Origin of the sequence: Pseudonocardia hispaniensis, assembly GCF_042658695.1 — a bacterium.
GTDB classification, from domain to species: Bacteria; Actinomycetota; Actinomycetes; order Mycobacteriales; family Pseudonocardiaceae; genus Pseudonocardia; species Pseudonocardia hispaniensis.
Genome location: NZ_JBHSQW010000028.1, coordinates 25,323 through 50,125 on the forward strand (window position 1 = coordinate 25,323; position 24,803 = coordinate 50,125).

General features: G+C 72.5%; 22 protein-coding genes. 18 read left to right on the forward strand and 4 right to left on the reverse strand.

Annotated features, from left to right (window positions below; all coding sequences use genetic code 11):
* Positions 1–6: 6 nt before the first annotated feature.
* The gene (locus tag ACFQE5_RS13485) at positions 7–1,173 is read right to left on the reverse strand and encodes an FAD-binding oxidoreductase (protein WP_379585248.1); all 1,167 of its coding nucleotides are present in this window, start codon (positions 1,171–1,173) and stop codon (positions 7–9) included.
* Positions 1,170–2,624: an FAD-linked oxidase C-terminal domain-containing protein gene (locus ACFQE5_RS13490; protein ID WP_379585249.1), complete on the reverse strand. Its 1,455-nt coding sequence runs from the start codon at positions 2,622–2,624 to the stop codon at positions 1,170–1,172. Before ACFQE5_RS13490 ends, ACFQE5_RS13485 begins: the two co-directional genes overlap by 4 nt.
* Positions 2,625–2,830: 206 nt before the next feature.
* Here ACFQE5_RS13490 and ACFQE5_RS13495 point away from each other — a divergent pair, with 206 nt between their 5' ends.
* From ACFQE5_RS13495 to ACFQE5_RS13545, 11 genes are all read left to right on the forward strand, one after another.
* Positions 2,831–5,014: a malate synthase G gene (locus ACFQE5_RS13495; RefSeq protein WP_379585250.1), complete on the forward strand. Its 2,184-nt coding sequence runs from the start codon at positions 2,831–2,833 to the stop codon at positions 5,012–5,014.
* A 45-nt stretch (positions 5,015–5,059) separates the two neighbouring features.
* Positions 5,060–7,414, forward strand: a complete 2,355-nt coding sequence (mbhE, locus tag ACFQE5_RS13500; RefSeq protein ID WP_379585251.1) for a hydrogen gas-evolving membrane-bound hydrogenase subunit E — start codon at positions 5,060–5,062, stop codon at positions 7,412–7,414.
* Positions 7,411–7,959 (forward strand): MnhB domain-containing protein, encoded by a 549-nt coding sequence (locus ACFQE5_RS13505; protein WP_379585252.1) that lies wholly within the window; start codon positions 7,411–7,413, stop codon positions 7,957–7,959. Before mbhE ends, ACFQE5_RS13505 begins: the two co-directional genes overlap by 4 nt.
* On the forward strand, positions 7,956–8,429 hold the full coding sequence (locus tag ACFQE5_RS13510) for a Na(+)/H(+) antiporter subunit C (protein WP_379585253.1): 474 nt from the start codon (positions 7,956–7,958) through the stop codon (positions 8,427–8,429). Before ACFQE5_RS13505 ends, ACFQE5_RS13510 begins: the two co-directional genes overlap by 4 nt.
* A complete protein-coding gene (locus ACFQE5_RS13515) occupies positions 8,426–9,958 on the forward strand; it encodes a Na+/H+ antiporter subunit D (RefSeq protein ID WP_379585254.1) in 1,533 nt (510 codons plus the stop codon). Before ACFQE5_RS13510 ends, ACFQE5_RS13515 begins: the two co-directional genes overlap by 4 nt.
* A complete protein-coding gene (locus tag ACFQE5_RS13520) occupies positions 9,955–10,500 on the forward strand; it encodes a Na+/H+ antiporter subunit E (RefSeq protein ID WP_379585255.1) in 546 nt (181 codons plus the stop codon). Before ACFQE5_RS13515 ends, ACFQE5_RS13520 begins: the two co-directional genes overlap by 4 nt.
* Positions 10,497–10,763: a monovalent cation/H+ antiporter complex subunit F gene (locus tag ACFQE5_RS13525; RefSeq protein ID WP_379585256.1), complete on the forward strand. Its 267-nt coding sequence runs from the start codon at positions 10,497–10,499 to the stop codon at positions 10,761–10,763. The genes ACFQE5_RS13520 and ACFQE5_RS13525 overlap by 4 nt, the downstream gene beginning before the upstream one ends.
* On the forward strand, positions 10,760–11,137 hold the full coding sequence (gene mnhG, locus ACFQE5_RS13530; protein WP_379585257.1) for a monovalent cation/H(+) antiporter subunit G: 378 nt from the start codon (positions 10,760–10,762) through the stop codon (positions 11,135–11,137). Before ACFQE5_RS13525 ends, mnhG begins: the two co-directional genes overlap by 4 nt.
* A 10-nt stretch (positions 11,138–11,147) precedes the next feature.
* Positions 11,148–11,672: a gamma carbonic anhydrase family protein gene (locus ACFQE5_RS13535; RefSeq protein WP_379585258.1), complete on the forward strand. Its 525-nt coding sequence runs from the start codon at positions 11,148–11,150 to the stop codon at positions 11,670–11,672.
* Between the two features lie 3 nt (positions 11,673–11,675).
* Positions 11,676–12,356: a uracil-DNA glycosylase gene (locus ACFQE5_RS13540; protein WP_379585259.1), complete on the forward strand. Its 681-nt coding sequence runs from the start codon at positions 11,676–11,678 to the stop codon at positions 12,354–12,356.
* Positions 12,357–12,448: 92 nt separating this feature from the next.
* Positions 12,449–13,015 carry a DUF1707 domain-containing protein gene (locus ACFQE5_RS13545; RefSeq protein ID WP_379585260.1) on the forward strand — a complete coding sequence of 189 codons (567 nt, stop codon included), beginning with the start codon at positions 12,449–12,451 and terminating at the stop codon, positions 13,013–13,015.
* 64 nt (positions 13,016–13,079) lie between these two features.
* Here the strand turns inward: ACFQE5_RS13545 and rpmB are convergent, their stop codons facing one another.
* Positions 13,080–13,271 (reverse strand): 50S ribosomal protein L28, encoded by a 192-nt coding sequence (gene rpmB / locus ACFQE5_RS13550; protein ID WP_379585261.1) that lies wholly within the window; start codon positions 13,269–13,271, stop codon positions 13,080–13,082.
* Positions 13,272–13,394: 123 nt separating this feature from the next.
* Here rpmB and ACFQE5_RS13555 point away from each other — a divergent pair, with 123 nt between their 5' ends.
* Positions 13,395–15,032 carry a DAK2 domain-containing protein gene (locus tag ACFQE5_RS13555; RefSeq protein ID WP_379585262.1) on the forward strand — a complete coding sequence of 546 codons (1,638 nt, stop codon included), beginning with the start codon at positions 13,395–13,397 and terminating at the stop codon, positions 15,030–15,032.
* Positions 15,029–17,248, forward strand: a complete 2,220-nt coding sequence (gene recG / locus ACFQE5_RS13560; protein ID WP_379585263.1) for an ATP-dependent DNA helicase RecG — start codon at positions 15,029–15,031, stop codon at positions 17,246–17,248. Before ACFQE5_RS13555 ends, recG begins: the two co-directional genes overlap by 4 nt.
* A 13-nt stretch (positions 17,249–17,261) precedes the next feature.
* Here recG and ACFQE5_RS13565 read toward each other — a convergent pair whose 3' ends face one another.
* Positions 17,262–18,032: a hypothetical protein gene (locus ACFQE5_RS13565; RefSeq protein ID WP_379585264.1), complete on the reverse strand. Its 771-nt coding sequence runs from the start codon at positions 18,030–18,032 to the stop codon at positions 17,262–17,264.
* A gap of 247 nt (positions 18,033–18,279) precedes the next feature.
* Here ACFQE5_RS13565 and ACFQE5_RS13570 point away from each other — a divergent pair, with 247 nt between their 5' ends.
* The 5 genes from ACFQE5_RS13570 to ACFQE5_RS13590 all read left to right on the forward strand — a co-directional run bounded on the left by ACFQE5_RS13570 (position 18,280) and on the right by ACFQE5_RS13590 (position 24,800).
* On the forward strand, positions 18,280–21,657 hold the full coding sequence (locus tag ACFQE5_RS13570) for a pyruvate carboxylase (RefSeq protein ID WP_379585265.1): 3,378 nt from the start codon (positions 18,280–18,282) through the stop codon (positions 21,655–21,657).
* A 64-nt stretch (positions 21,658–21,721) separates the two neighbouring features.
* On the forward strand, positions 21,722–22,282 hold the full coding sequence (rsmD, locus tag ACFQE5_RS13575) for a 16S rRNA (guanine(966)-N(2))-methyltransferase RsmD (protein ID WP_379585266.1): 561 nt from the start codon (positions 21,722–21,724) through the stop codon (positions 22,280–22,282).
* 25 nt (positions 22,283–22,307) lie between these two features.
* Positions 22,308–22,790 carry a pantetheine-phosphate adenylyltransferase gene (gene coaD, locus ACFQE5_RS13580; protein ID WP_379585267.1) on the forward strand — a complete coding sequence of 161 codons (483 nt, stop codon included), beginning with the start codon at positions 22,308–22,310 and terminating at the stop codon, positions 22,788–22,790.
* A 119-nt stretch (positions 22,791–22,909) separates the two neighbouring features.
* Positions 22,910–23,659: a DivIVA domain-containing protein gene (locus ACFQE5_RS13585; RefSeq protein ID WP_379585321.1), complete on the forward strand. Its 750-nt coding sequence runs from the start codon at positions 22,910–22,912 to the stop codon at positions 23,657–23,659.
* 79 nt (positions 23,660–23,738) lie between these two features.
* On the forward strand, positions 23,739–24,800 hold the full coding sequence (locus ACFQE5_RS13590) for a MinD/ParA family ATP-binding protein (RefSeq protein ID WP_379585268.1): 1,062 nt from the start codon (positions 23,739–23,741) through the stop codon (positions 24,798–24,800).
* The last annotated feature ends 3 nt before the right edge of the window (positions 24,801–24,803 follow it).

Consider the following 24,803-nt stretch of genomic DNA (forward strand, 5'->3'; position numbering starts at 1 on the left):
AACGGATCACATCCACGGGTCGAAGCGGCCGGGCCCGAGGCGGGCCTTGGGGTCGAGTGCGGTCTTGACGGCCTTGAACACGCGCACCGCGGACGGCGGCGGGCCCCACGCGGGCGCGCCGAGCCCGGCGGGCCGCTCCCGCAGCGTGGATGTCCCGCCGGCGGCGTGCACCGCCTGGTGCGCGGCCACCACGCCCGCGGCGGAGGCGGGCAGGGCCGCGGTGGCCACGCCGGTGCCCAGCCCCACGGTGAGGGCGGCGGAGTTGGTAGCCGCCCCGGGCAACGCGGCGAGCAGGCCCGGGAGCATCGAGGGCCGGGCGCCGATGCGCAGGACGGCCTGCCCGGGCCGCCCCCGTACCCGTTCGGCGTGCGCCGCCCATTCCTCGGGCTCGGCCTCGGCCGCGCCGGAGCCCAGTGCGCCCAGCAGCCGCTGCACCCGCCCGCCGAGCGCGTCCGGGGTAGCCTCGACGCGCACCAGGAGCCTGCCCGACTCGGTCGCGCCCGGTCCCGAACCGTCGCCGCGAGAATGCGATCGCCATTCCACGGCCACCGCCTCGTACGGGCCGTCGAGGACCGGCGCGGCGTATCCGGCTGCCTCGGCGAGCGAACAGTCCAGGGCGAGCGTGGCCGCCTTCCTGGGCACCGGGTGCAGCCGAAGCACGACCTCGACCAACACCCCGAGAGTGCCGTAGGAGCCGTGCATCAGCTTGGCCAGGTCGTAACCGGCCACGTTCTTGATCACGTGCCCGCCGCTGCGGGCAACGGTGCCGTCGGCCAGCACCACGGTGGCGCCGATGACGAGATCGCGCATCGAGCCGCGGGCCAGCGCGGCCGGGCCGGCGTCGGCGGTGGCGACGAGTCCGCCGAGCGTCGCGCCGCACGCGACCCTGGCGGCGTCGAAGGCCACCTGCTGCCCGTGTGCCGCAAGCGTCTCGTTGAGATCTCGTAACGGGGTGCCGGCGTACGCCGAGACGGTCATGTCGCCGGGGTTGTGGGTGATCACTCCGGCCAGCCCGGTCGTATCGAGCACGGCGTCGATGGCGTGCAGGTCGCCGCCCCACGAGGCGGCGGTACGGGCACCGGCGATCGCCAGCGTGCCCGTGGTCTCGAGGACCGCGTCGCGTACCGAGCGCAGATCCGTGGGGCGCAACGGGGTGGGGGCGGGTGCGGTCACAGGCGTTCGATCACTCCAGCTTCCTCGAGGGGGTGGGGCCGGTAGCGGCCCGGGCGCTCGCCGCACAGCCGCGGTGTCGGCAGCACCTTGCCGGGGTTGCAGATGCCGTCGGGGTCGAAGGCGTCCCGGATGCGCTGCATGACGGCCAGATCGTCGCGGGAGAACATCTTGGGCATCGAGCACGCCTTGTCCGTCCCGATGCCGTGCTCGCCGGACAGGGAACCGCCCAGCTCGACGCACAGCTCGGCGATCTTGGCGGTGAGCTTCTCGGCCCGCTCGGTCTCGCCGGCCGCGGCGTTGTACAGGACCAACGGGTGCAGGTTGCCGTCGCCCGCGTGAAAGACGTTCGCGACCCGCAACCCGGCCGCCTCGCCCATCGCGGCGATCCGGTCGAGCACCTCGCCGAGCCGGGTGCGGGGGACCACACCGTCCTGGACGAAGTAGTCCGGCGAGATGCGCCCGACCGCGGCGAAGGCCGCCTTGCGCCCCCGCCAGATCGCCGCTCGCTCCGCGGCCGAGCCCGCGATGTGCAGCCGGGTGCAGCCATGCCGGTCGCAGATCCGTTTGACCTGCTCGAACTGGACCTCACACTCCTCGACCGGCCCGTCGAGTTCGACGACGAGCGCGGCCGCCACCCCGACCGTGTAGCCCGCGTGCACCGCCTGTTCGGCGGCCTCGATCGCGAGGGTGTCCATCATCTCGACCGCGGCCGGGACTATTCCGGCGGCGACGATGTCGCTGACCACGTCGCCCGCCGCACTGATCGATCCGAAGTCGGCGAGCAGCGTGCGCACCGTCTCCGGAGTCGGCAGCAACCGAACGGTGATCTTGGTGGTGATGCCGAGGGTGCCCTCGGAGCCGACGAACGCCCCGCGCAGGTCGGGTCCCGCCTGCTCGGGCGAGTCGCCGCCGAGCGTCACCGTTGCGCCGTCGGGCAGCACGACCTCGGTCGCGAGCACATGGTTGGTGGTGAAGCCGTACTTGAGGCAGTGCGCGCCACCTGCGTTCTCCGCGACGTTCCCACCGATGGTGCACACCTGCTGGCTGGACGGGTCGGGCGCGTAGTAGAGGCCGTGCGGCGCGGCCGCGGCGGTGATCTCGAGGTTCGTCACCCCGGGCTCGACGACCGCACGCCGGTTCACCGGGTCGACGTCCAGGATCCGGCGCAGCCGCGACAGCGAGATCACCACGCCGTCGGCCACCGGCAGCGCGCCGCCGGACAGCCCGGTCCCGGCGCCGCGCGCCACGAACGGCACCCCGTGCTGGGCGCACACGCGCACCGCGGCCGCCACCGCCGCGGCGTCGCGGGGCAGCAGCACCAGGTCGGGCACCACGCGGTAGCCGGTCAGCCCGTCGCATTCGTAGGCTCGGCAGCGCACCGGGTCGTCGATCACGTTCTCGGCCCCGATCGCGCGGGCGAACGCGCCGCGGACCCCTTCGTCGAGCGTCACCGGTACACCTCCACTCTCACGGCCGACGCCCAACGTAGTCCCTGCTGGTTCGGCCGGTGCAGCGGACGGCGACCGGAGGCGGAGCCGCGCGAAGGCCGTCACCGATTCGACAGGTCGTGGGCGCTGAATTCCACGATTCGGAATCGCGACGCCGTGCTGATAGAAAGTAGCTGCTCAGCGGACGGCGATCGAGGGAGGTGGATGCGGTGAGCACGGACCAGACGACCGGCGGGCTTCGGGTCGACCCTGTGCTGCGGGCCTTCGTGGAGGACGAGCTGTTGGCGGGGCTGGACGAGCCCTCGGCCGAGTGGTTCTGGGCGGCGCTGGCTCGGTTGCAGCGGCGCTTCTCCGGGCGGATCGGCGAGCTGCTGGCGCGCCGTGACGAGTTCCAGGCGCGAATCGATGACTGGCACGCGGCGAACCCGGGAACCACCGACATGGCGGCCTACGAGGCGTTCCTCACCGAACTCGGCTATCTGGTGCCGCCGGTCGAGGCGCGGGTGCAGGTCAGCGGGGTCGACCCCGAGATCGCCGAGGTGGCCGGGCCGCAACTCGTGGTGCCCGCCACCGTCCCGCGGTACGCGCTCAACGCCGCGAACGCGCGCTGGGGCTCGCTGTATGACGCCCTCTACGGCACCGACGTGCTGCCGCTGGACCACGAGCTGACGCCCGGGTACGACGAGCGGCGCGGCGCCCAGGTGATCGCCGAGGCCGACCGGGTGCTCGACGAGCTGTTCCCGCTGGCGCGGGGCCGCCACGCGGAGGTCACCGCCTACACCGTCGCAGACGGAGGGCTCGTCGCCGAGACGGCGTCCGGGCGCACCGCGCTCGCCGACCCTGAGCAGTTCGCCGGGTACCGCGTCGCGACCGGTGCCGAGCCGGCCGCCGTGCTGCTGGTCCGGCACGGCCTGCACGTCGAGCTGACCCTCGACCGCGAGCATCGGGTCGGCCGGCAGCACCACGCCGGGGTGGCCGACGTGGTGCTGGAGGCCGCGGTCACCACGATCGTCGACCTGGAGGACTCCGTCGCGACCGTCGACGGCGCGGACAAGGCCGCGGCCTACCGCACCTGGCTGGGGCTGATGACCGGCGAGCTCGTCGCCGAGTTCGACAAGGGTGGCCGCAGGATCCGCCGGCGGATGCATCCCGACCGGGACTATCGCGCGCCGGACGGCTCGCCGCTCACGCTGGCGGGCCGGTCGCTGCTGCTGCTGCGGACCGTCGGTCATCACATGACCACGTCCGCGGTGCGCACCGCCGAGGGCACCGAGATCGCCGAGGGGCTGCTCGACACGCTGGTCGGAGCCGTCGCCGCGCGGTACGACCTGAATCGGCTCGGTCGGCACCGCAACTCCCGCGCCGGGAGCGTGTATCTCGTCAAGCCCAAGCAGCACGGTCCGGACGAGGTCGCGCTGACCGTCGAGATCTTCGCCGCCGTCGAGCAGGAGCTGGCTCTGGTGCCCCGCACCCTCAAGGTGGGCATCATGGACGAGGAGAAGCGGACATCGGTCAACCTGGAGGCCTGTATCGCCGCGGCCGCGGACCGCGTCATCTTCGTCAACACCGGGTTCCTCGACCGCACCGGGGATGAGATCCACACCTGCTTCGCCGCGGGCCCGGTCGTACGCAAGGCCGACATGAGGTCGACGACCTGGCTGGGCGCCTATGAGGACCGCAACGTCGACGTCGCCCTGCGCGCCGGGTTCGCCGGTCGGGCACAGATCGGCAAGGGTATGTGGACCAAGCCCGCGGCGATGGCCGACATGCTCGAGGAGAAGATCGTCCACCCCCGGGCGGGCGCGAACACCGCCTGGGTGCCCTCGCCGACCGCCGCGACGCTGCACGCGCTGCACTACCACCGCGTCGACGTGCGGGCCCGGCAACGCGAGATCGGCGCCCGTCCCCTGACACCGCGCCGCGAGCTGCTGGAACTGCCGCTGCTCACCCCGGAGGCTGTTGCCGCGCTGACCGGGCCGGAGCGGCGCCGTGAGCTGGAGACCAACGCGCAGTCGATCCTCGGCTACGTGGTGCGGTGGGTGGGGCTGGGCATCGGCTGCTCCACGGTGCCCGATCTGGACGATGTCGGGCTGATGGAGGACCGCGCGACGCTGCGGATCTCCAGCCAGCACATCGCCAACTGGCTGCACCACGGTCTGGTCGACGCCCAGACCGTCCGCGAGACCTTCGCCCGGATGGCCGCGCTGGTCGACCGGCAGAACGCCGGCGAGCCCGGCTACCGGCCGATGAGTGCCGATCTGCAGGGCAGCGAGTCCTTCCAGGCCGCCCTCGAGCTGGTCTTCGCCGGCCGCACCGAACCCAACGGCTACACCGAACGGATCCTGACCAACTGGCGGCAGAAGGCCAAGAAGTCGAGGCCTGTGAGTGCGTAACAGTGTTCAAACACTGTTACGCACTCACAGGTGGGGGAGGTGTGCGTGCTCGGGCTCGTCCTCGCGCATCTGGTGATGGCCGCAGTCCTGCCCGCGGTGTCGGCGCGAAACCGGCGAGCCGCATTCCGGGTGGCCGCGCTGCTCCCCGCGGTGACGCTGCTCTGGGCGCTGGGCAACGCCGGGCAGGCACTCGGGCCGGGCCTGAGCTCGACGACGTCGTGGGCACCCGAGCTGGGCCTCGCGTTCGATCTCCGGCTCGACGCGCTGGGCCTGGTGATGGTGGTGCTGGTATCCGGGCTCGGGGCACTGATCCTCGCCTACAGCGGTTCGTACTTCGGGCGCAAGAGCCGTGACGCGCCCCGCACCGCGGCTCTGCTGCTGTTCTTCGCGGGTGTGATGCTCGGGCTCGTTCTCGCCGACGACCTGCTGACCCTCTACGTGTTCTGGGAGCTGACCTCGATCGCGTCGTTCCTGCTCGTCGGGCAGAGCGGGGAGCACCGCGCCAACCGGCGCGCGGCGGTACAGGCGCTGCTGGTCACCGTGTTCGGGGGGCTGGCGATGCTGCTGGGCATCGTGCTGCTCGGCGACGCCGCGGGCACCTACCGGATCTCCGAGATCGTCGCCGTCCCGCCCACGGGCCCCACCGTCACCGCCGCGCTGGTGCTGATCCTGCTCGGCGCGCTGACCAAGTCGGCGCAGCTGCCGTTCCACCCGTGGCTGCCCGCGGCGATGGCGGCGCCGACACCGGTCAGCGCCTACCTGCACGCGGCGTCGATGGTCAAGGCCGGTGTGTTCCTGGTGGCGCGGCTGTCGCCCGCGTTCGCCGAGCGGGCCGTGTGGTGGGTGCCGATCGTGGTGCTCGGGCTTTGCACGATGCTGGTCGGGGGATGGCGCGCGCTGCACGAAACCGACCTCAAGCGGCTGCTCGCCTTCGGGACCGTCAGCCAGCTGGGCTTTCTCATGGTGCTGTTCGGTGCCGGCGGACGGATCGCCGCGATGGCCGGACTGGCCCTGCTGCTCGGGCACGGGTTGTTCAAGGCGCCGCTGTTCCTGGTCGTCGGGATCGTCGACACGATCACCGGGACCCGGGACGTGGGAAAGCTCTCCGGGCTCGGCCGCCGGGTGCCGTCCCTCGCGGCGGCCTCGGCCCTGGCGGCGGCGTCGATGGCGGGGCTGCCGCTGCTGCTCGGTTTCCTCGCCAAGGAGGCCGCGTTCGAGGCGTTCCTGCACGACGGCGGGGCCCGCGGCTGGCTCGTCGCCCTCACCCTGCTCGTCGGCTCGACGCTGACTGTGGGCTACAGCGCCCGGTTCCTGTGGGGTGCGTTCGCCACCAAGCCGGGGGTGCCGGCCGTCCCGGCCGAGCGACCGTCCTACGGGCTCACCGTGCCGGTGTGGATCACCGCGCTGGCCGGGCTCGTGCTGGGTTCGGTCACCGCGATCGTCGACGGGCCCGCGAGCCGCTACGGTGCGGCCTACCCCGCCCACGACGCCGTCGAGCGCGACTACCATCTCGCGCTCTGGCACGGGCTGAACCTGCCGCTGCTGTTCTCCGGCATCGCGCTCGGGCTCGGCGTGCTGGCGCACCTGCGCCGCGACGCGCTCACCACGCTGCACCGGCGGCTCGGCCACCCGGTCAGCGCGCAGCGCGGTTACGAGCTCGCCGTCGCGGCCCTGGAGCGGGTGGCGATGCGGGTGACCGGTCGGCTCCAGGTCGGCTCCCTTCCGACCTACCTCGGGTTCATCCTGCTCACCGTGCTGGCGCTACCCGGCGGGGCGCTGCTGGCCGGTGATCGCCGGCCAGCCGGACAGGCCGTGTTCCACACGGCGATCCAGCTGCCGCTGGGCCTGATCGTCGTCATCGCGGCCCTGGCCCTGGTGCGGGTCCACCATCGGTTCACCGCGGTGCTGCTGGTCGGCGCGATCGGCTACGGAATCGGAGGGCTGTTCATCGTCGACGGCGCACCGGACCTCGCCCTCGCCCAGTTCCTCGTCGAGACGCTGACCCTCGTCGCGTTCGTGTTCGTGCTGCGCCGACTGCCCGCGCATTTCGTGCAGAAGCGGTCGCCGCGCTGGGTGGTCGTGCCCAAGGCGGTGCTCGCCACGGCCGCCGGGATCCTGGTCGCCACCCTCGGCGTGGTGGCCAGCGGGGCGCGGGAAGCGCCCGCAACGGCCAGTGAGCAGTTCGCCCGGCTCGCTCCGGAGGCGGGCGCCACCAACGTCGTCAACGCGATCCTCGTCGACTTCCGAGCCCTGGATACCGTCGGCGAGATCACGGTGCTGCTCATCGCGGTCGCGGGCACCGTGAGCCTGGTGCTGGCCACCCGCCGCGACCGCAGGCGCGGCGGCAGGGTCACCGGCGGCGCGGACACCCCGGAGCATGAGGAGGAACTACTCGGATGAGTAGCCCGGAACACGCCGGTCTGCCGCTGGGGGACACCCCCGACGAGGATCCGGCGTTGCCCGGTAAGCCCCCGGTGGGTACCGGTCGCACGCTGATGCTGGAGATGGCGACCCGGGTGCTGTTCCCAACGGTGCTCGTCTTCTCGGTCTACCTGCTGCTGGCCGGGCACTACAGCCCCGGCGGGGGGTTCTCCGGCGGGCTGGTGGCCGGGCTGGCGTTCGTCCTGCGGCATATCGCGGGCGGCGACTCCGAGGCCGCCCGGATCGGTACGCGCCTGCGCGTCCGGCCCCGGCAGCTCGCCGGGGCCGGGTTGACGCTGGCCGTTCTCACCGCGCTGGTCCCGACCCTGTTCGGGCTGCCGACGCTGACCAGCGCGAAGCTCGGCGTGCAGGTACCGGTGCTCGGACAGCTCGACCTGGTGACGAGCCTCGTCCTGGACGTCGGGGTCTACCTGCTCATCGTCGGTGTCGTGCTCGAGCTGATCCGCTCGCTGGGCACCGGGATCGAACGCGACGCCCATGAGGCGGAGGAAACGGCTCGGTGAACACCGTCAACCTCAGCATGGCGGTGGTGCTGGCCGTGCTCTACTCGGTCGGGTTCTACCTGCTGCTGCAGCGCTCCCTGATGCGGGTGTTGCTGGGCATCGTGGTGCTCGGCCACGGCACGAACCTGCTGCTGCAGCTGATCGGCAGCCCGCCCGGCCGGGCCCCGATCCTGGGCATCGTCCCGCCATCGGAGTTCACCGACCCGCTGCCGCAGGCGCTGGCGCTGACCGCCATCGTCATCACCTTCGCGCTGACCACCTACCTGCTGGCGCTGGGTTACCGATCCTGGGCGCTGCTGGGCCACGACGAGGTGCAGGACGACCTCGAGGACCGTCGGATCGCGCGGCGCGAGCGGCCCGAGGCCGGGATGGAGGAGGAGGCCTCCGGCGACGACGACACCGAGGATCCCGGCTCCGCCGCGGCCTCCGGCGACCCGATCGACCCGGTGGCGGACGGCGGTGCGCGGTGAACGCTCTGGTGACCCTGCCGGTACTGCTGCCGATTCTCGGCTCCGCGCTCACCGTTCTGGCCGGTCGGTCGGCCCGCGTGCAGCGGGTGATCGGGGTCGTCGTGCTGGCTGCCGTGTCGGCGGTGGCGGTGGCCCTGCTCGTCGCGGCGGACCGCGGCGGACCGGTGGTCGCCCAGATGGGTGGCTGGCCCGCCCCGGTGGGCATCGTGCTCGTCGCCGACCGGCTCTCGGCGCTGCTGTTGCTCATCTCGACGCTGGTGACGCTCGCGGTGCTGATCTACGCGATCGACCAGCGCATCGCCGACTACGGCCCGGACGCCGCCAGCACCACCTTCCACCCCGTGTTCCTGCTGCTGTCGGCCGGGGTCTCGCTGGCCTACCTGACCGGTGACCTGTTCAACCTCTTCGTCGCGTTCGAGATCATGCTCGCCGCCTCCTACGTGCTCATCACCTGGCGCACCACCGCGTCCCGGATCCGCTCCGGGATGACCTATGTGACGGTCAGCCTGATGTCGTCCTTGCTGTTCCTCACCACGATCGCACTGGTCTACGGGGCCACCGGAACCGTCAACCTGGCCGATCTGGCAACCCGCATCGGTGAGCTCCCCACCGGGCTGCAGGCCGTGTTCGGGTTGCTGACCCTGGTCGTGTTCGGGATCAAGGCCGCGATCGTGCCGCTGCATTTCTGGTTGCCCGACAGCTACCCCAACGCGCCCGCCCCGGTCACCGCGCTGTTCGCGGGACTGCTGACCAAGGTCGGTATCTACGCGCTGCTGCGGACCCAGACGTTGATCTTTCCGGATGACCGCTCCTCGACGCTGCTGCTCGCGCTCGCCGCGCTCACGATGATCGTCGGCGCGCTCGGTGCGCTCGCCCAGAACGACCTCAACCGCCTGCTGTCGTTCCTGCTCGTCAGTCACATCGGGTTCATGCTGTTCGGGCTCGCGGTGTTCGACGCCGACGCCGTGGCCGCAACCGCGCTCTACATCGTCCACCACATCACGGTGCAAGCGACATTATTCCTGGTCAGCGGCCTGATCACGCGGCGGACCGGCACGGTGTCGATCGAGTCGATGGGTGGGCTCGCGCGGATGGCACCGGGGCTGGCGGTGCTGTTCTCGATCCCGGCGCTGACCCTCGCCGGAATTCCGCCGACGTCCGGGTTCGTGGCCAAGCTCGCGCTGCTGCAGGCCGGAGCGGGGGCCGGGACGCTCGCCGTGGTGGCGGCCGGCGTCCTGATCGTCGCCAGCCTGCTCACCGTGTACGCGATGGCGCGGGTGTGGGTGCGGGTGTTCTGGGGCTCGGCCAGGCCACCACTGACGGATCCCGATCCCACCGACGATCTCGTCGTCGGGACCGCGCGCACGGCCAGGCCGATGTACCTCGCCACCGGGGCGCTGGTCGGGGTCAGCATCGCGATCGCGGTCGCGGCCGGGCCGCTGTCCGCGATCACCGCCCGGGCCGGCCACGACCTGCTCGACCGCGGGCCCTACCGGACCGCGGTGCTCGGCGCGGAGTCACCGCGATGAACGCGGCGTGGGTCCGGCGCGTGCCGCAGGTTCTCCTGCTCACGGTCGTGTGGGTGCTGCTGTGGGGCACGGTGTCGGTGAAGATCGTGCTGGGCGGGCTGCTCGTCGGGTCCGCGGTCGCCTACCTGTTCCCGCTGCCCGTGGAGCATCCGGCGATGCCGGTCCGCCCGTGGCGGCTGCTGCAGCTGGCCGGCTATCTGGTCGTCGACCTGGTGATCTCCGGGGTGCAGGTCAGCTGGGAGACGCTGCGCTACGGGCCACGGGCGCGGGCCGGGATCATCGTCGTGCCCCTGCTGTCGCGGTCCGGGCGGGTGGTGACGGTCATGGCAGGCGGCGTCGTGCTCACCCCGGGCAGCTATGTCCTGCAGATCGACCAGCGCGGCGGCGTCGCCTACGTCTACACCCTGGGGCTGCGCAGCGTGGCCGACGCCGAGCGGGCCCGGCGGCAGATCCTCAGGCTGCAGCTGCGGGTGATCGCCGCGCTCGGGACCGCCGACGAGCTGCTCGCCTGCGAACGTGCCCTCGAAAGGAGCGGCCGATGACCGCGGTCTTCGCCGTCGCGCTGGGCATGCTCTGCCTGGCCGGACTGCTGACGCTGGTGCGGCTGTTGCGCGGGCCCGGCACCCTCGATCGGGTCGCGGCGCTGGACGTCCTGGTCATCCTGATCGTCGCCGCCACGGCCATCTACGTGGCCATCCATCGGGACGGCTCGAACCTCCCGCTGCTGCTCGCGGTCGCGCTCGTCGGGTTCGTCGGGTCCGCCACCGCGGCCCGCCTGGTGGAGCGGTGGGAGCGGCACCGGTGAACGACGCCCTCGACCTCCTCTCGGCCGTGCTGCTGCTCGCCGGGGCGACCTCGTGCCTGCTCGGGGCGCTGGGGTTGCTGCGACTGCCCGACCTGCCCGCCCGGCTGCAGGCGGGGACCAAACCGCAGACGCTCGGCGTCATGCTCATCCTGCTCGGCACCGGCGTGCGGCTGGAGTTCGTGAGCGCGTCCACGTTGATCCTGGTGGTGCTGTTCCAGATGCTGACCTCGCCGGTGATCTCCCAGATCGTCGGGCGTTCGGCATACTCGACGGGAACCCTGCGCCGCGACACGCTGATCGTCGACGAGCTGGGGAAGCGGATGGGCGGGGACGGCGGCGAGTCCCGTCCGCCCGAGCGACCGCGGCCGCCGTAGGCTCGGCCGCGTGCCCATCTACGCCCTCGGTGACATCGAACCGGATATCCATCCCGACGCCTACGTCCACCCCGACGCCGTGGTGATCGGCGACGTGCGGATCGGCCCGCAGGCGTCGGTGTGGCCCACCGCCGTGCTGCGCGGGGATGACGGCTACATCCGCATCGGGGCCCGCACCAGTGTGCAGGACGGCACGATCGTGCACTGCACGCTCACCGAGCCGACGATCGTCGGCGAGGACTGCACGATCGGGCACAACGTGCACATCGAGGGCGCGACGATCGCCGACCGATGCCTCATCTCGTCCGGTTCGGTCGTGCTGAACGGGGTCGGCGTCGGCGAGGGCGCGGTCGTCGCGGCGGGTGCGGTGGTCTCGCCCGGAACGCAGATCCCGGCGCGGACGATGGTGCTGGGCGTCCCGGCCCGCGTCCGGGAGGGCTACCAGGTCCCGGAGGGATACAGCCTCCCCGCGGTGGAGTCCTACCTCCAGCGCGGCAAGCGGTTCCGCGCCGAGCTTCGGCTGGTGGAGGGCTGAGTCGTGGCCGGTAGACCACTGCACGAGGTGGTCGAGGCGGGGTGGGCTCGGGCGCTGGCGCCGGTCGCCTCCGACATCGCGGAGATGGGGGATTTCCTGCGCGCCGAACTCGCGGCCGGTCGGCGCTACCTGCCGGCCGGGGCGAACGTGCTGCGCGCCTTCACCCAGCCGTTCGATGACGTCCGGGTGCTCATCGTCGGGCAGGACCCGTACCCCACCCCCGGGCATGCGGTCGGGCTGTCGTTCTCGGTCTCGCCCGGGACCCGGCCGCTGCCGCGGTCACTGGTCAACATCTTCCGCGAGTACCGCGAGGATCTCGGCCATCCGATGCCGTCGACGGGGGACCTGACGCCGTGGACCGAGCAGGGGGTACTGCTGCTCAACAGGGTGCTCACGGTGGCGCCGGGGGCACCGGGCTCACACCGGAACAAGGGCTGGGAGGCCGTGACCGAGCAGGCCATCCGCGCGCTGGTGGCCCGGGACGCCGCGCCGCTGGTGGCGATCCTGTGGGGCCGCGACGCGCGCAGCCTGGAGCCGCTGCTCGCGGACGTGCCGTGCATCTGCTCGGCGCATCCGAGCCCGATGTCGGCCGACCGGGGGTTCTTCGGCTCGCGACCGTTCAGCCGGGCCAACGACGTGCTCGCCGAGCTGGGTGGCGAGCCGGTCGACTGGACGCTGCCCTGACCCGTGTCGTCGCCGGACGTCGCAGCTCAACCCGGGTCGTGAGCGCGATACCGTGCTCCGACACCGTTACGCATGCACAGGGGGGGTAGGGCTTGCGCGCCTCGGATGCCGACCGGGAAGCCGCCGCGCAGCGGCTGCACGTTGCGCTGGGCGAGGGCCGGATCACCCTGACCGAGCTCCAGGAGCGGCTCACCGCCGTCTACGACGCGAAGACGTACGCCGAACTCGACGTGCCGCTGGCGGATCTGCCCGCGCCCGGCGGCGTCGCCGCGCCGGAGCCCGTCCCGTCCCGGGATTTCGTGCACCTGAGCACCGAGGTGGGTTCCATCAAACGCTCGGGCGACTGGGTGGTGCCACCGCGGCTGCGGCTCACCACCAGCCTGGGCTCGATCCACCTCGACCTGAGCGAGTCGGCCGCGTTGCCGCCGCGAATCGACGTCGACGTCGCCACCGGGATGGGCTCGATCACGATCGTGCTGCCGGAGAGCGGCTCCGCCGACGTCGACGGGGTTCGGAGTGCGTGGGGCTCGGTGAGCACCACGGTGTCGGCGCAGCCGACGGGTTCCGGCCCGCATCTGGTCGTGGTGGGCAGCGCCGGGATGGGCACCCTCGTCATCCGCCATCCGCGGCGGTCCTGGTGGCGCCGCCGGTCGTCCTGAGCGGCGGGCGGGGAAACGACAACGGGGCGACCCCGATGGGGCCGCCCCGAATCGAGCCGCGGCGTCAGGCGCGTGTCACCTTGCCGGCCTTCAGGCACGAGGTGCACACGTTCAGCCGGCGGCGGTTGCCCCCGTCCTGGCGGGCGCGCACGGTCTGAATGTTCGGGTTCCAGCGGCGGTGGGTGCGGCGGTGCGAGTGCGAGACGGACATGCCGAAGCCCGGACCCTTGCCGCAGACGTCACAGACGGCAGCCACGTCGGTCACTCCTAGCGGGTAGACGAGCAGTTCAAGGCGAGGCATCGGCCCCAGCCAGTGGACTTCAGCGTACCGAGCGCGTGCGGCGTCCCGAACACCGCCCGGTCGCTACCCTCTCGCAGTGTGGCCCGGATCATCGACACCACCCTGATCACCCGGTGGACGGCGGCCTCGACGGCGGCCCTGGAGTATCGATGCGCCGAGATCGACCGGATCAACGTCTTCCCGGTCGCCGACCGGGACACCGGCACGAACATGCTGCTCACCATGCGCGCCGCGAACGACGAGCTGCACCGTGGGCTGCGCAACGGCGATCAGGGGCTGTCCTGCCCGGCGGCGGCCGCGGCCCTGGCCCGCGGCGCGCTGGTCGGCGCCCGTGGCAACTCCGGGATGATCCTCTCACAGGTGTTCCGCGGATTGTCCGAGGCGTTCACCGAGGCCGCCCACCCGATCCGCGGGATGGCGTTGCACGCGGGTCTGGAGCGGGGCCGACGGTTGGCCACGGCGGCGGTCGCGCGGCCCAGGGCGGGCACCGTGCTGTCCGTGCTGTCCGCGGCCGCGCGGGCCGCGGCCGAAACCGGATCGGAGTCGGTGGAGGAGGTCGCGTCCGCCGCGGCCGAGGCCGCTGCCGCTGCGTTGCGCGCCACCACCACCCAGCTTCCGGAGCTGGCCGAGGCCGACGTCGTCGATGCGGGCGGGCTGGGGCTGGTGGTGCTGCTCGACGCGCTCGTCGAGGTGCTCACCGGTCGTACACCGTCGACCCGGCCCGCGGCCGACGCCGCGGGTGGCCCGGCGCGGTGCGGTGACGCGTTGCTGACCGGGCGGGAGAGCGGGTCGGAGGAGTTCGACTACGAGGTGATGTATCTGCTCGACGGCAGCGACGACGCGCGGGTGGCCGTGCTGCGCAACGAGCTCGCGCGGGTCGGGGACTCGGTGGTGGTGGTCGGGGACAGCGCCGGGCTGTGGCATGTGCACGTGCACTGCACGGATATCGGCGCGGCGATGGAGGCCGGTATCAGAGCCGGACGGCCGCACCGGATCACCGTGCTGCGGTTCGCTGACCAGATGGCGGCCGCGGCCCTGCCCGGACGGTTCGTGCGCGAGCGTGCCGTGCTGATGTTGGTGGCCGCCCCGCAGGCGGCGGAGCTGGCCCGCGAGGCCGGTGCCGACGTGCTGAGGTTCAGCGCGGGTCTGCCTCCCGGCGAGGACGAGGTCGCCGCCGCGCTGGCCGGGACCAGGGCCCGGCACGTCGCACTGCTGCCCGGTGACGCCGGGCTCATCATGACGGCCGAGCGAGCCGCCGCCGAGGCGCGCCGCGCCGGTCAGGAGGTCGTCGTGGTGCGGTCGTCGTCGGTGCTGCAGGGGCTGTCGGCGCTGGCCGTGCACGATCCCGGACGCCACGCGGACGATGACGTCGCGGCGATGGCCGAGGCGGCGGCGGCCACCCGCACCGGTGGTCTGCTGGTGGCCGAGTCCGAGGCGCTGACCTGGGTGGGACGCTGCCAGCCGGGGGAGGTCCTGGGTCTGTCCGACGGGGAGGTGGTGCTCATCGCCCCCGACCTGGCTGTCGGTGCGCTGTGGTTGGCTCACCGCATGCTGGCACCTGGCGGCGAACTCGTCACCGCCCTCCTGGGGGCCGACGCCCACGACGAGCTGGGCGAGCGGCTGGCCGAGGACCTGCGGCGCACCCACCCGGAGGTCGACGTGCTGCTCTATCGGGGTGGCCAGACGGACTACCCGCTCATGCTGGGGGTGGAGTGAGCATCGATCTGGGCACGCGGTTGCCGGACGTCCTCGGGAAGCGGTCGGCCGACGCGTTGGCGAACAAGCTCGACCTGCACACCGTCGGCGATCTGGTGCGGCACTATCCGCGCCGCTACGTCCCGCGCGGGGCCCTCACCCCCATCGCCGAGCTCACCGTCGGCGAGCACGCCACCGTCGTCGCCCGGGTGGAGAAGGCGACCGTGCGCCCGATGCGCAACCGGCCGGGCAGGCTGATGAACGTCGTTCTCCGTGACGATCGCGGCGGCAGGCTGAGCTGTACGTTCTTCAACCCGCACAAGCTGGCGCATCTGATCACCCCGGGACGGCGCGCGCTGTTCGCCGGCAAGGTCTCCCGGTTCCGCACGGAGCTGCAGCTCACCCATCCCGAGTTCGATCCCCTCGAGGAAGGGGAGGACATCCGGCCCTTCGTGTCGGTCTACCCGGCCGCCGAGAAGCTGGGGTCGGCGGTCATCGCACGCTGTGTCCGGCACGTGCTCGACCTGCTCGACGACCCGGCCGACCCGTTGCCCGGCTACCTCCGGCGCGCCGAACGACTGCCCGAGCTCGGGCGGGCGTTGCGCCGGATCCACCTGCCCGAGACGGAGGCCGAGTACCGCGCCGCCCGCGCCAGGCTGGTCTGGGACGAGGCGCTGGGGGTGCAGCTGGCGCTCGCGCTGCGCCGCCAGCAGTCCCTGGAGCGGCCCGCGGCGGCCTGCCCGGCCACGTCCGGCGGCCTGCTCGACGAGTTCGACGCCGCGCTGCCGTTCCCGCTCACCGAGGGCCAGCAGCAGGTCGGCGCCGAGATCGCCGCCGACCTGGCTCGCGAGCTGCCGATGAACCGCCTGGTGCAGGGCGATGTCGGCGCCGGCAAGACCGTTGTCGCGCTGCGGGCGATGCTGCAGGTCCTCGACGGCGGGCGGCAGGCGGCGATGCTGGCGCCCACCGAGGTGCTCGCCGCGCAGCACGCCCGGTCGCTGCGCGCCCTCCTGGGTCCGCTCGGCCGGGCCGGCGAGCTCGACTCGGCCGAGCAGGCCACCCGCGTCACCTTGCTGACCGGGTCCCTGTCCACGACCGCGCGGCGCCAGGCGCTGCTCGACGCACGGTCCGGGGCGGCAGGCATCGTGGTCGGGACGCATGCGCTGATCCAGGATCAGGTCGAGTTCGCGGATCTGGGGCTGGTCGTCGTCGACGAGCAGCATCGGTTCGGGGTCGAGCAGCGCGACGTCCTGCGCGGTCGAGGGGAGCGCACCCCCCACCTGCTGGTGATGACCGCGACCCCGATCCCCCGCACCGTCGCGATGACCGTCTACGGCGATCTGGAGGTCTCCGCGTTGCGGGAGCTGCCGCGGGGCCGGTCGCCGATCGGCACGACGGTCGTCCCGGCCGGGGAGAAGCCGGCCTGGCTGCAGCGGGTGTGGCAGCGGATCCACGAGGAGGTCGCGGCCGGGCACCAGGTCTTCGTCGTGTGCCCCCGGGTGGGCGGGGACGCGGCGCGAAAGGGCGGCGCCCCGGACGACGAGGACGCCGAGCTGATCGACCTCACCGATCCGGACCTCGGCGCCGACGCGGACGACGGCGCGGACGACGGCGCGGTGCGCCGCCCCCCACACGCGGTGCTCGACGTCGCGCCCGGGCTGGCCGAGGGGCCGCTGGCCGGGCTGCGGCTGGGCGTTCTGCACGGGAAGCTGCCACCGGAGGACAAGGACACCGTCATGCGGTCGTTCGATGCGGGCGAGCTCGACGTGCTGGTGGCCACGACGGTGATCGAGGTCGGTGTCGACGTCCCCAACGCCACCGGCATGGTCATTCTCGACGCCGACCGGTTCGGCCTGTCCCAGCTGCACCAGCTGCGCGGACGGGTGGGGCGTGGCTCGGCGCCCGGGGTCTGCCTGCTGGTGACCGATGCCCCGGCGGGTACCCGCGCCCGGGAACGGCTTGACGCGGTCGCCAGTACCACCGACGGCTTCGAACTCGCTCGGCTCGACCTGGAGCTGCGCCGGGAGGGCGACGTGCTCGGCGCGATGCAGGCCGGCCGGCGGTCCGGGTTGCGGCTGCTGTCACTGCTGCATCACGAGGAGATCATCTCCACCGCGCGCGGGTACGCGTCGGACATCGTCGCGCAGGACCCGGGGCTCGCCGGCCATCCCGACCTCCGAGGGCTCGTCGACGAGATCGTCGGTGAGAGCCAGGCCGAATACCTCTCCAAGGTCTGAGCGCGCGCCGTGGCTAGGCGGGCAGCTGACCCCGGCTGGCAGCGTCCAGGACGGCCTGAGCGGTCCGCGGCACGTGGATCACCCCGGCCCGTTCCAGGCGAGCCAGCTCGGAGCGGGCCATCGCGTAGGCGGTCAGCCGTTCGGCGTCGCTGTCGGAGTCGCGAGCGGTGGTCAGCAGTTTGATCACCCGCTCGACGCTGCTGCGTTCGGTCGGCGAAAGCCCGGAGAGCCGGATGCGCTCGGCGGCGTCCCGCGCGGCCAGCCAGGCCCGCTCGGCCCGGTTCACGGCCGCGATGAACGCCTCCGCGTGCTCGCGCGGCGGCCGGGCGTCGGTCTCCAGCGCCTGCGCCTCGGCGAAGGCCTCGACGAACCGGCCGGTGCTGGCCACCGACACATCCGAGAGCGCGGGCAGCCGCAGCACCTCCATCGGGTCGCACTCGTAGGCCGCGTACTGCTGGCGCAGCGCGTCGAACCGGGCTCGGGCCTGCGGCCACGGCGGCTCGGCGGGGCGTCGGGGGATCGGCGCCGGCCCGGCGGCGCGGTTGCGGTGCAGCGCCGCGCGGCGCCGGGCGAGCAGCCCGGCCGCCGCGAACAGGACCAGGGCGGGCAACGCCATCGACAACACCACTGACAGGACGAAGGCGAGCATCGTGAACAACGCGGAGCCTCCGATCACGATGATGGCGGCCGGGGCCAGCAGCCACACCATCGGGGCCCGGGACCGACCGGGCATCGGCGACCACTCGGTGCCCCACGCCGGGTAGCGCCGGCGAACCCGCGTCACCGTCAACCCCGGCCGGCCCATGTGGCCGGTGTGGCGAGACCGCGGGCGGGCGCGACCGGACGATCCTGCTGGTCGGAGAGGGCGCCTCATTCCTCCTTGGTACCCGATCGGGGGTGGGTTCGCATCGGCCAGAGCCGGGAATCCTGGCCGGGTATCCAGGCGCGCACGCCTTCCCGCGGTCGGAGCCTGCCTAGGGTCATGCAACTATCACGCCCGCACTTCATTCCTGACAGATCCAGGGAGCCCGATGTTCCGCAAGGTATTGGTCGCCAACCGCGGCGAGATCGCGATCCGAGCGTTCCGGGCGGCGTCCGAGCTAGGAATCTCCACGGTCGCCGTCTTCCCGTACGAGGACCGCAACTCACTACACCGGGCGAAGGCGGACGAGTCGTACCAGATCGGCGAGCCGGGCCACCCCGTGCGCGCGTACCTCTCGGTCGACGAGGTGATCAAGGCGGCGCGCAAGGCGGGTGCGGATGCCATCTATCCGGGCTACGGCTTCCTGTCCGAGAACCCGGACCTGGCCGAGGCCTGTGCGGACGCCGGCATCGTCTTCGTCGGTCCGCCGCAGCCTGTCCTGCATCTGACGGGCAACAAGGCCCGTGCGGTGGCGGCCGCGCGGGAGGCCGGCGTCGCCGTGCTGCGCTCGTCGCGGCCCTCCGCCACCGTCGACACGCTCCTCGCCGCCGCGGACGACGTCGGATTCCCGCTGTTCGTGAAGGCCGTCGCGGGCGGTGGCGGGCGTGGCATGCGCCGGGTCGCCGATCCGGGTGAGCTGCGCGAGGCCATCGAGGCGGCGATGCGTGAGGCGGAGTCGTCGTTCGGTGACCCGACCGTGTTCCTCGAGCAGGCGGTGGTCAACCCGCGCCACATCGAGGTGCAGATCCTCGCCGACGCCGAGGGCAATGTCGTGCACCTGTACGAGCGGGACTGCTCGGTACAGCGCCGTCACCAGAAGGTCATCGAGATCGCCCCGGCGCCGAACCTCGACCCGGCGCTGCGTGAACGGATCTGCAACGACGCGGTGGCGTTCGCTCGCCATATCGGCTATGTCAACGCGGGCACCGTGGAGTTCCTGCTCGACGAGCGCGGCAACCACGTGTTCATCGAGATGAACCCGCGGATCCAGGTCGAGCACACGGTCACCGAGCAGGTGACCGAACGCGACCTGGTGATCGCGCAGCTGCGCATCGCGTCCGGGATGACCCTGCCGCAGCTGCGGCTGAACCAGCAGGACGTGCAGCTCTTCGGGTCCGCGCTGCAGTGCCGGGTGACGACCGAGGACCCGGCAAACGGGTTCCGTCCCGACACCGGGATCATCAGCAACTACCGGTCGCCGGGCGGACCGGGGGTGCGCCTGGACGGCGGCACCACCCACACCGGTGCCGAGGTCAGCGCGCACTTCGACTCCATGCTGGTGAAGCTGACCTGCCATGGCCACGACTTCGCCAACGCCGTCCGCAGGGCCCGGCGCGCGATCGCCGAGTTCCGGATCCGTGGCGTGGCGACGAACCTGCCGTTCCTCTCGGCGGTGCTGGCCGATCCGGATTTCCAGGCCGGCAAGGTGACGACCAGTTTCATCGATGAGCGCCCCGAGCTGCTGCGCGCCCGGCAGCCCGCCGACCGCGGCACCCGGTTGCTCACCTATCTCGCCGACGTCACGGTCAACAAGCCCAACGGGCGGCGGCCCGCGGTCGTCGAGCCGGTGGAGAAGCTGCCCATCGTCGGCCTGGGTACCGCGCCCTCCTCGGGTTCCCGGCAGTTGCTGCGCGCGGTGGGCCCCGAGGAGTTCGCCGCCCGGCTGCGTGCCCAGACGGCCGTCGCGGTGACCGACACGACCTTCCGCGACGCGCACCAGTCGCTGCTGGCCACCCGGGTCCGCACCCGCGACCTGCTGGCGGTCGCGCCGCACCTGGCGTCGATGGCGCCGCAGCTGCTGTCGCTGGAGTGCTGGGGCGGGGCGACCTACGACGTGGCGCTGCGATTCCTGGCCGAGGACCCGTGGGAGCGGCTGGCCGCGCTGTCGGCGGCGGTGCCGAACATCTGCACCCAGATGCTGCTGCGCGGGCGCAACACGGTCGGCTACACGCCGTACCCGGTCGAGGTGACCGACGCGTTCGTGGCGGAGGCGGCGGAGACCGGGATGGACATCTTCCGGATCTTCGACGCGCTCAACGACGTCGAGCAGATGCGCCCGGCGATCGACGCGGTCCGGGCCACCGGGACGGCCCTCGCCGAAGTCGCGCTCTGCTACACCGGCGACCTGGCCAACCCCGCGGAGAGGCTCTACACCCTCGACTACTACCTGCGGCTGGCCGAGCAGATCGTCGAGGCGGGTGCGCATGTGCTGGCGATCAAGGACATGGCCGGGCTGCTGCGCCCCCCCGCGGCGCGTGCGCTGGTGACGGCGCTGCGTGAGCGCTTCGACCTTCCCGTGCACCTGCACACCCATGACACCGCGGGGGGCCAGCTCGCCACGTTGGTCGCGGCGATCGAGGCCGGGGTCGACGCGGTCGATGCGGCCGTCGCCAGCATGGCCGGGACCACCAGCCAGCCGTCGCTGTCGGCGCTGGTCGCCGCCACCGACCACACCGACCGGGCAACCGGTCTGGACCTGCAGGCCGTCTCCGATCTCGAGCCGTACTGGGAGGCGGTGCGCAAGGTCTACGCGCCGTTCGAGTCCGGGCTCGCCTCGCCGACGGGGCGGGTCTACCACCACGAGATTCCCGGCGGGCAGCTGTCGAACCTGCGCCAGCAGGCGATCGCGCTCGGCCTCGGCGACCGGTTCGAACTGATCGAGGACTGTTACGCCGCCGCAGACCGGATGCTCGGGCGACTGGTCAAGGTGACGCCGTCGTCGAAGGTGGTCGGCGACCTCGCGCTGCACCTCGTGGGCGCCGGGGTGAAACCCGCCGACTTCGAGGCCGACCCGGGCAGTTTCGACGTGCCCGACTCGGTGATCGGGTTCCTGCGTGGCGAGCTCGGCGACCCCCCCGGCGGCTGGCCCGAGCCGTTCCGCACCCGGGCGCTGGACGGCCGCCCCGCGGAGAGGCAGACGTCCGAGTTGAGCATCGAGGACCGCCGCGGCCTTCGCGAAGCCCGGCGGGCCACGCTCAACCGGCTGCTGTTCCCCGGTCCCGCCGCCGAGTTCGAGGCTCACCGTGAGACCTACGGCGACACCTCGGTGCTGTCGAGCAAGGACTTCTTCTACGGCCTCGAGCCCGAACTCGAGCACACCGCGCAGCTCGAACCGGGGGTCACCCTGCTCATCGAGCTGGAGGCGATCTCCGAGCCCGACGAGCGCGGGTTCCGGACCGTGCTGACGATGCTGAACGGTCAGCTGCGTCCGATCACCGTCCGCGACCGTTCGGTCGCCACCGATGTCAAGGCCGCCGAGAAGGCCGACCGCGGCAACGACCGGCACATCGCCGCGCCGTTCGCCGGGGTGGTGACCCTCCAGGTCAGGGAGGGGGACACCGTCACGGCCGGTCAGACCGTCGCCACGATCGAGGCGATGAAGATGGAGGCCTCGATCACCACCCAGCGGGCGGGCACCGTCGCCCGGGTGGCGATCGGTGCGGTCCAACAGGTCGAGGGCGGCGACCTGCTCGTGGAACTGGCCTGATCAGCACGGCCTGTGAGTGCGTAACAGTGTTAGAACACTGTTACGCACTCACAGCGGAGCGGATATGAGGATCATCGCCGGACTGGCGGGCGGCAGGCGACTGGAGGTGCCGGCCCGGGGCACCCGCCCGACGCCGGATCGGGTCCGCGAGGCGCTGTTCAGCGCGCTGGAGGCCGGTCCGGGGCTGGCGGGCGCCGCCGTGCTCGACCTGTGTGCGGGTTCGGGCGCGCTCGGGCTGGAGGCCCTGTCGCGGGGCGCCGCGGCCGCGCTGTTCGTGGAGTCCGACCGGCGCGCGGCGGCGGTGCTGCGGCGCAACGTCGCCGCGCTCGGGTTGGGGGGCGTGGTCCGCGCCGCCCCGGCGGCCACGGTGCTCGCCGGTACCGCCGACCGCGGCTACGACATCGTGCTGGTCGACCCGCCGTACGCCGTCGGCGACGACGAGGTCGCGACCTGGCTGGTCCTCGCCGACCGCGGCGGCTGGCTCGCCCCGGAGGCGACCGTCGTGGTCGAGCGAGACGTGCGGTCGGGCCCGTTCGCATGGCCGGAGCCGCTACGCGGTGTGCGTGAGCGACATTACGGAGACACGGCGCTGCACGTCGCACTCCGGTACGGTCCCGGCGTGTGAGGCCATTCGCGAAGGCGGTGCGGCGGTGAGACGCGCGGTCTGTCCCGGTTCGTTCGATCCGGTGACCCTCGGGCACCTCGACATCATCCGCCGCGCGGCCGGACTGTTCGACGAGGTCATCGTCGCGGTCCTGATCAACAAGAACAAGAAGGGCCTGTTCACCGTGGAGGAGCGCATGTCGATGCTGCGCGAGACCACCACGGACATGCCGAACGTGTCGGTCGACTCGTTTCACGGGTTGCTCGTCGACTACTGCACGGGCCACGACGTGCGCGCCATCGTCAAGGGGCTGCGGGCGGTCACCGACTTCGACTACGAGCTGCAGATGGCGCAGATGAACCAGCGGCTTTCGGGTATCGACACCCTGTTCGTCTCGACGAACCCGGAGTACAGCTTCCTGTCCAGCTCGCTGGTCAAGGAGGTCGCCACCTACGGGGGCGACGTCGCCCACCTGCTGCCGGAGACCGTCCACCGCCAGCTGCTGGACCGGATCGCCGAGCGTTCGTAGCAGGCTCGCCAGCGGTCCGCGTGCATCGTCGGTGATCATGAATCACCCGGTCGGAACTTGACACGCGGGCGACGCGGCAATACGGCGATTGTGTGCGTCCTGGTGCGAGGATGCGTCTCGTGTACCGGGTCTTCGAGTCGCTAGACGCGCTGGTCACGGTCGTCGAGGAGGCGCGGAGCGTCCCGATGACCGCCAACTGCGTTGTCCCCCGCGGCGACGTCCTCGAACTGCTCGACGACATCCGGGAGGCGATCCCGGGCGAGCTCGACGACGCCCAGGACGTCCTCGACCGGCGTGACGAGATCATCTCAGCCGCCGAGCAGGAGGCGGACGAGGCCCGCTCGACCGCCACCGAGGAGACCGATCGGCTCCGCGCGCAGGCCCGCGCCGAGGCCGACCAGGCGGTGACCGAGGCCCGCGCCGAAGCCGAGCGGACCCTCGCCGAGGCCCGGCGCGAGGCCGAACGCACCCTGGCGGAAGCCCGCCGGCAGAGCACCGACCTGACCGAACGGGCCCGCGCCGAGGCCGAACGGCTCGCCGAGGCCGGCCGCGCGGCACACGACCGCTACCTCGCCGACGGGCAGGCCGAACAGGCCCGGCTCGTCGCGCAGACCGAGGTGGTCCACGCCGCGCGCGCCGAGGCGGCCCGGATCCTCGACGCCGCCACCACCGAGTCCGACCGGCTGCGCGTGGAATGCGACGGCTATGTCGACGCGAAGCTCGCCGAGTTCGAGGACACGCTCTCGAAGGCGTTGCGCACGGTCAGCCGGGGCCGCAGCCAACTCTGGCGCGGCGCGCAGGGCGGCGCGCCCGCGCCCGCGTCCGCACTGCACGGGCGCTCCGGCACCGGGATGGACCTCATCGACTGAGGCCGTCGCTGTCGGCTCGATCCAGACGACGTGTCCGTGACGAGCTGACGCTACGTGTTCGTCACGCTACTGTACGTGCGTGGCACGCAGCGTCGAGCCTGATCCGACCACCTGGTGGGAGCGGTACGGTCATCGGCTCTCCGCCCCGCCCGTCCCGGCTCACGACGGCGACTCGGCGGGTCGGGTGGGGGAGCGGACGATGCGGCGGGCCGGTCCGGAGACCGCCGCGGAGCTGACCGAGGACACGATCGTCCGCAACCGCACCGATCGGCCCGGGGAGGGCTGGCGGCGGCTGGTCTTCGCGGGTAGCCGGGGGCTGGTCAACCCGGGGCCGAGTGAGGCGGAGCGGCACCGCCGCGTCCGGCTGCGCCGGATCCGCGCGGCGCTCGCCGGGACGCATCGGGTGGCGGTCACGTCGCTCAAGGGCGGGGTCGGCAAGACCACGGTGGCCACCGGCGTCGGCCTCGCGCTGGCCGAGAACCGCGGCGACCGCGCCATCGTGCTGGACGCGAACCCCGATGCCGGCACGCTCGCGGACCGGCTGACCGGGGAGACGTCGGTGACGGTTCGCGAACTGGTGCGCGACGTCGACCGGATCGGTTCCTGGGCCGACGTTTCCCGCTACACCAGCCTGGCCGGGCGCTTGCAGGTACTCGCCTCGGCGCAGGACCCGGCGTCGAGCGATGCGTTCAGCCGTCAGGAGTACGAGCAGGTGTGCGCGCTGCTCGCCCGCTTCTTCGACATCATCATCACCGACTCCGGCACCGGGTTGGTGCACTCGGCGATGCAGGGCACGCTCGAGCTGGCCGACAGCCTGATCGTCGTCGGGTCACCGACCGTCGACGGGGCGAGCCGGGCCGCCAAGACCCTGGACTGGCTTGTCGCGCACGGCTACGCCGAACTGGCCGCCGACGCCGTCGTGGTCCTCTCCTGCGATCGCAGCAGCGCCGAGGTCGACCGAGGCCGGGTCTGGGACCACTTCATGGCTCGCTGCCGGGCGGTTGTCGCGGTGCCGCACGATCCCCACCTGGCCACCGGGGGCCGCGTCGAGCTGTCGCGGCTGCGGCGCCCGACCCACGACGCGTTCCTCGAGCTCGCGGCGCTCATCGCCGACCGGTTCACCGCCGACCCGGACGGCTGAGCC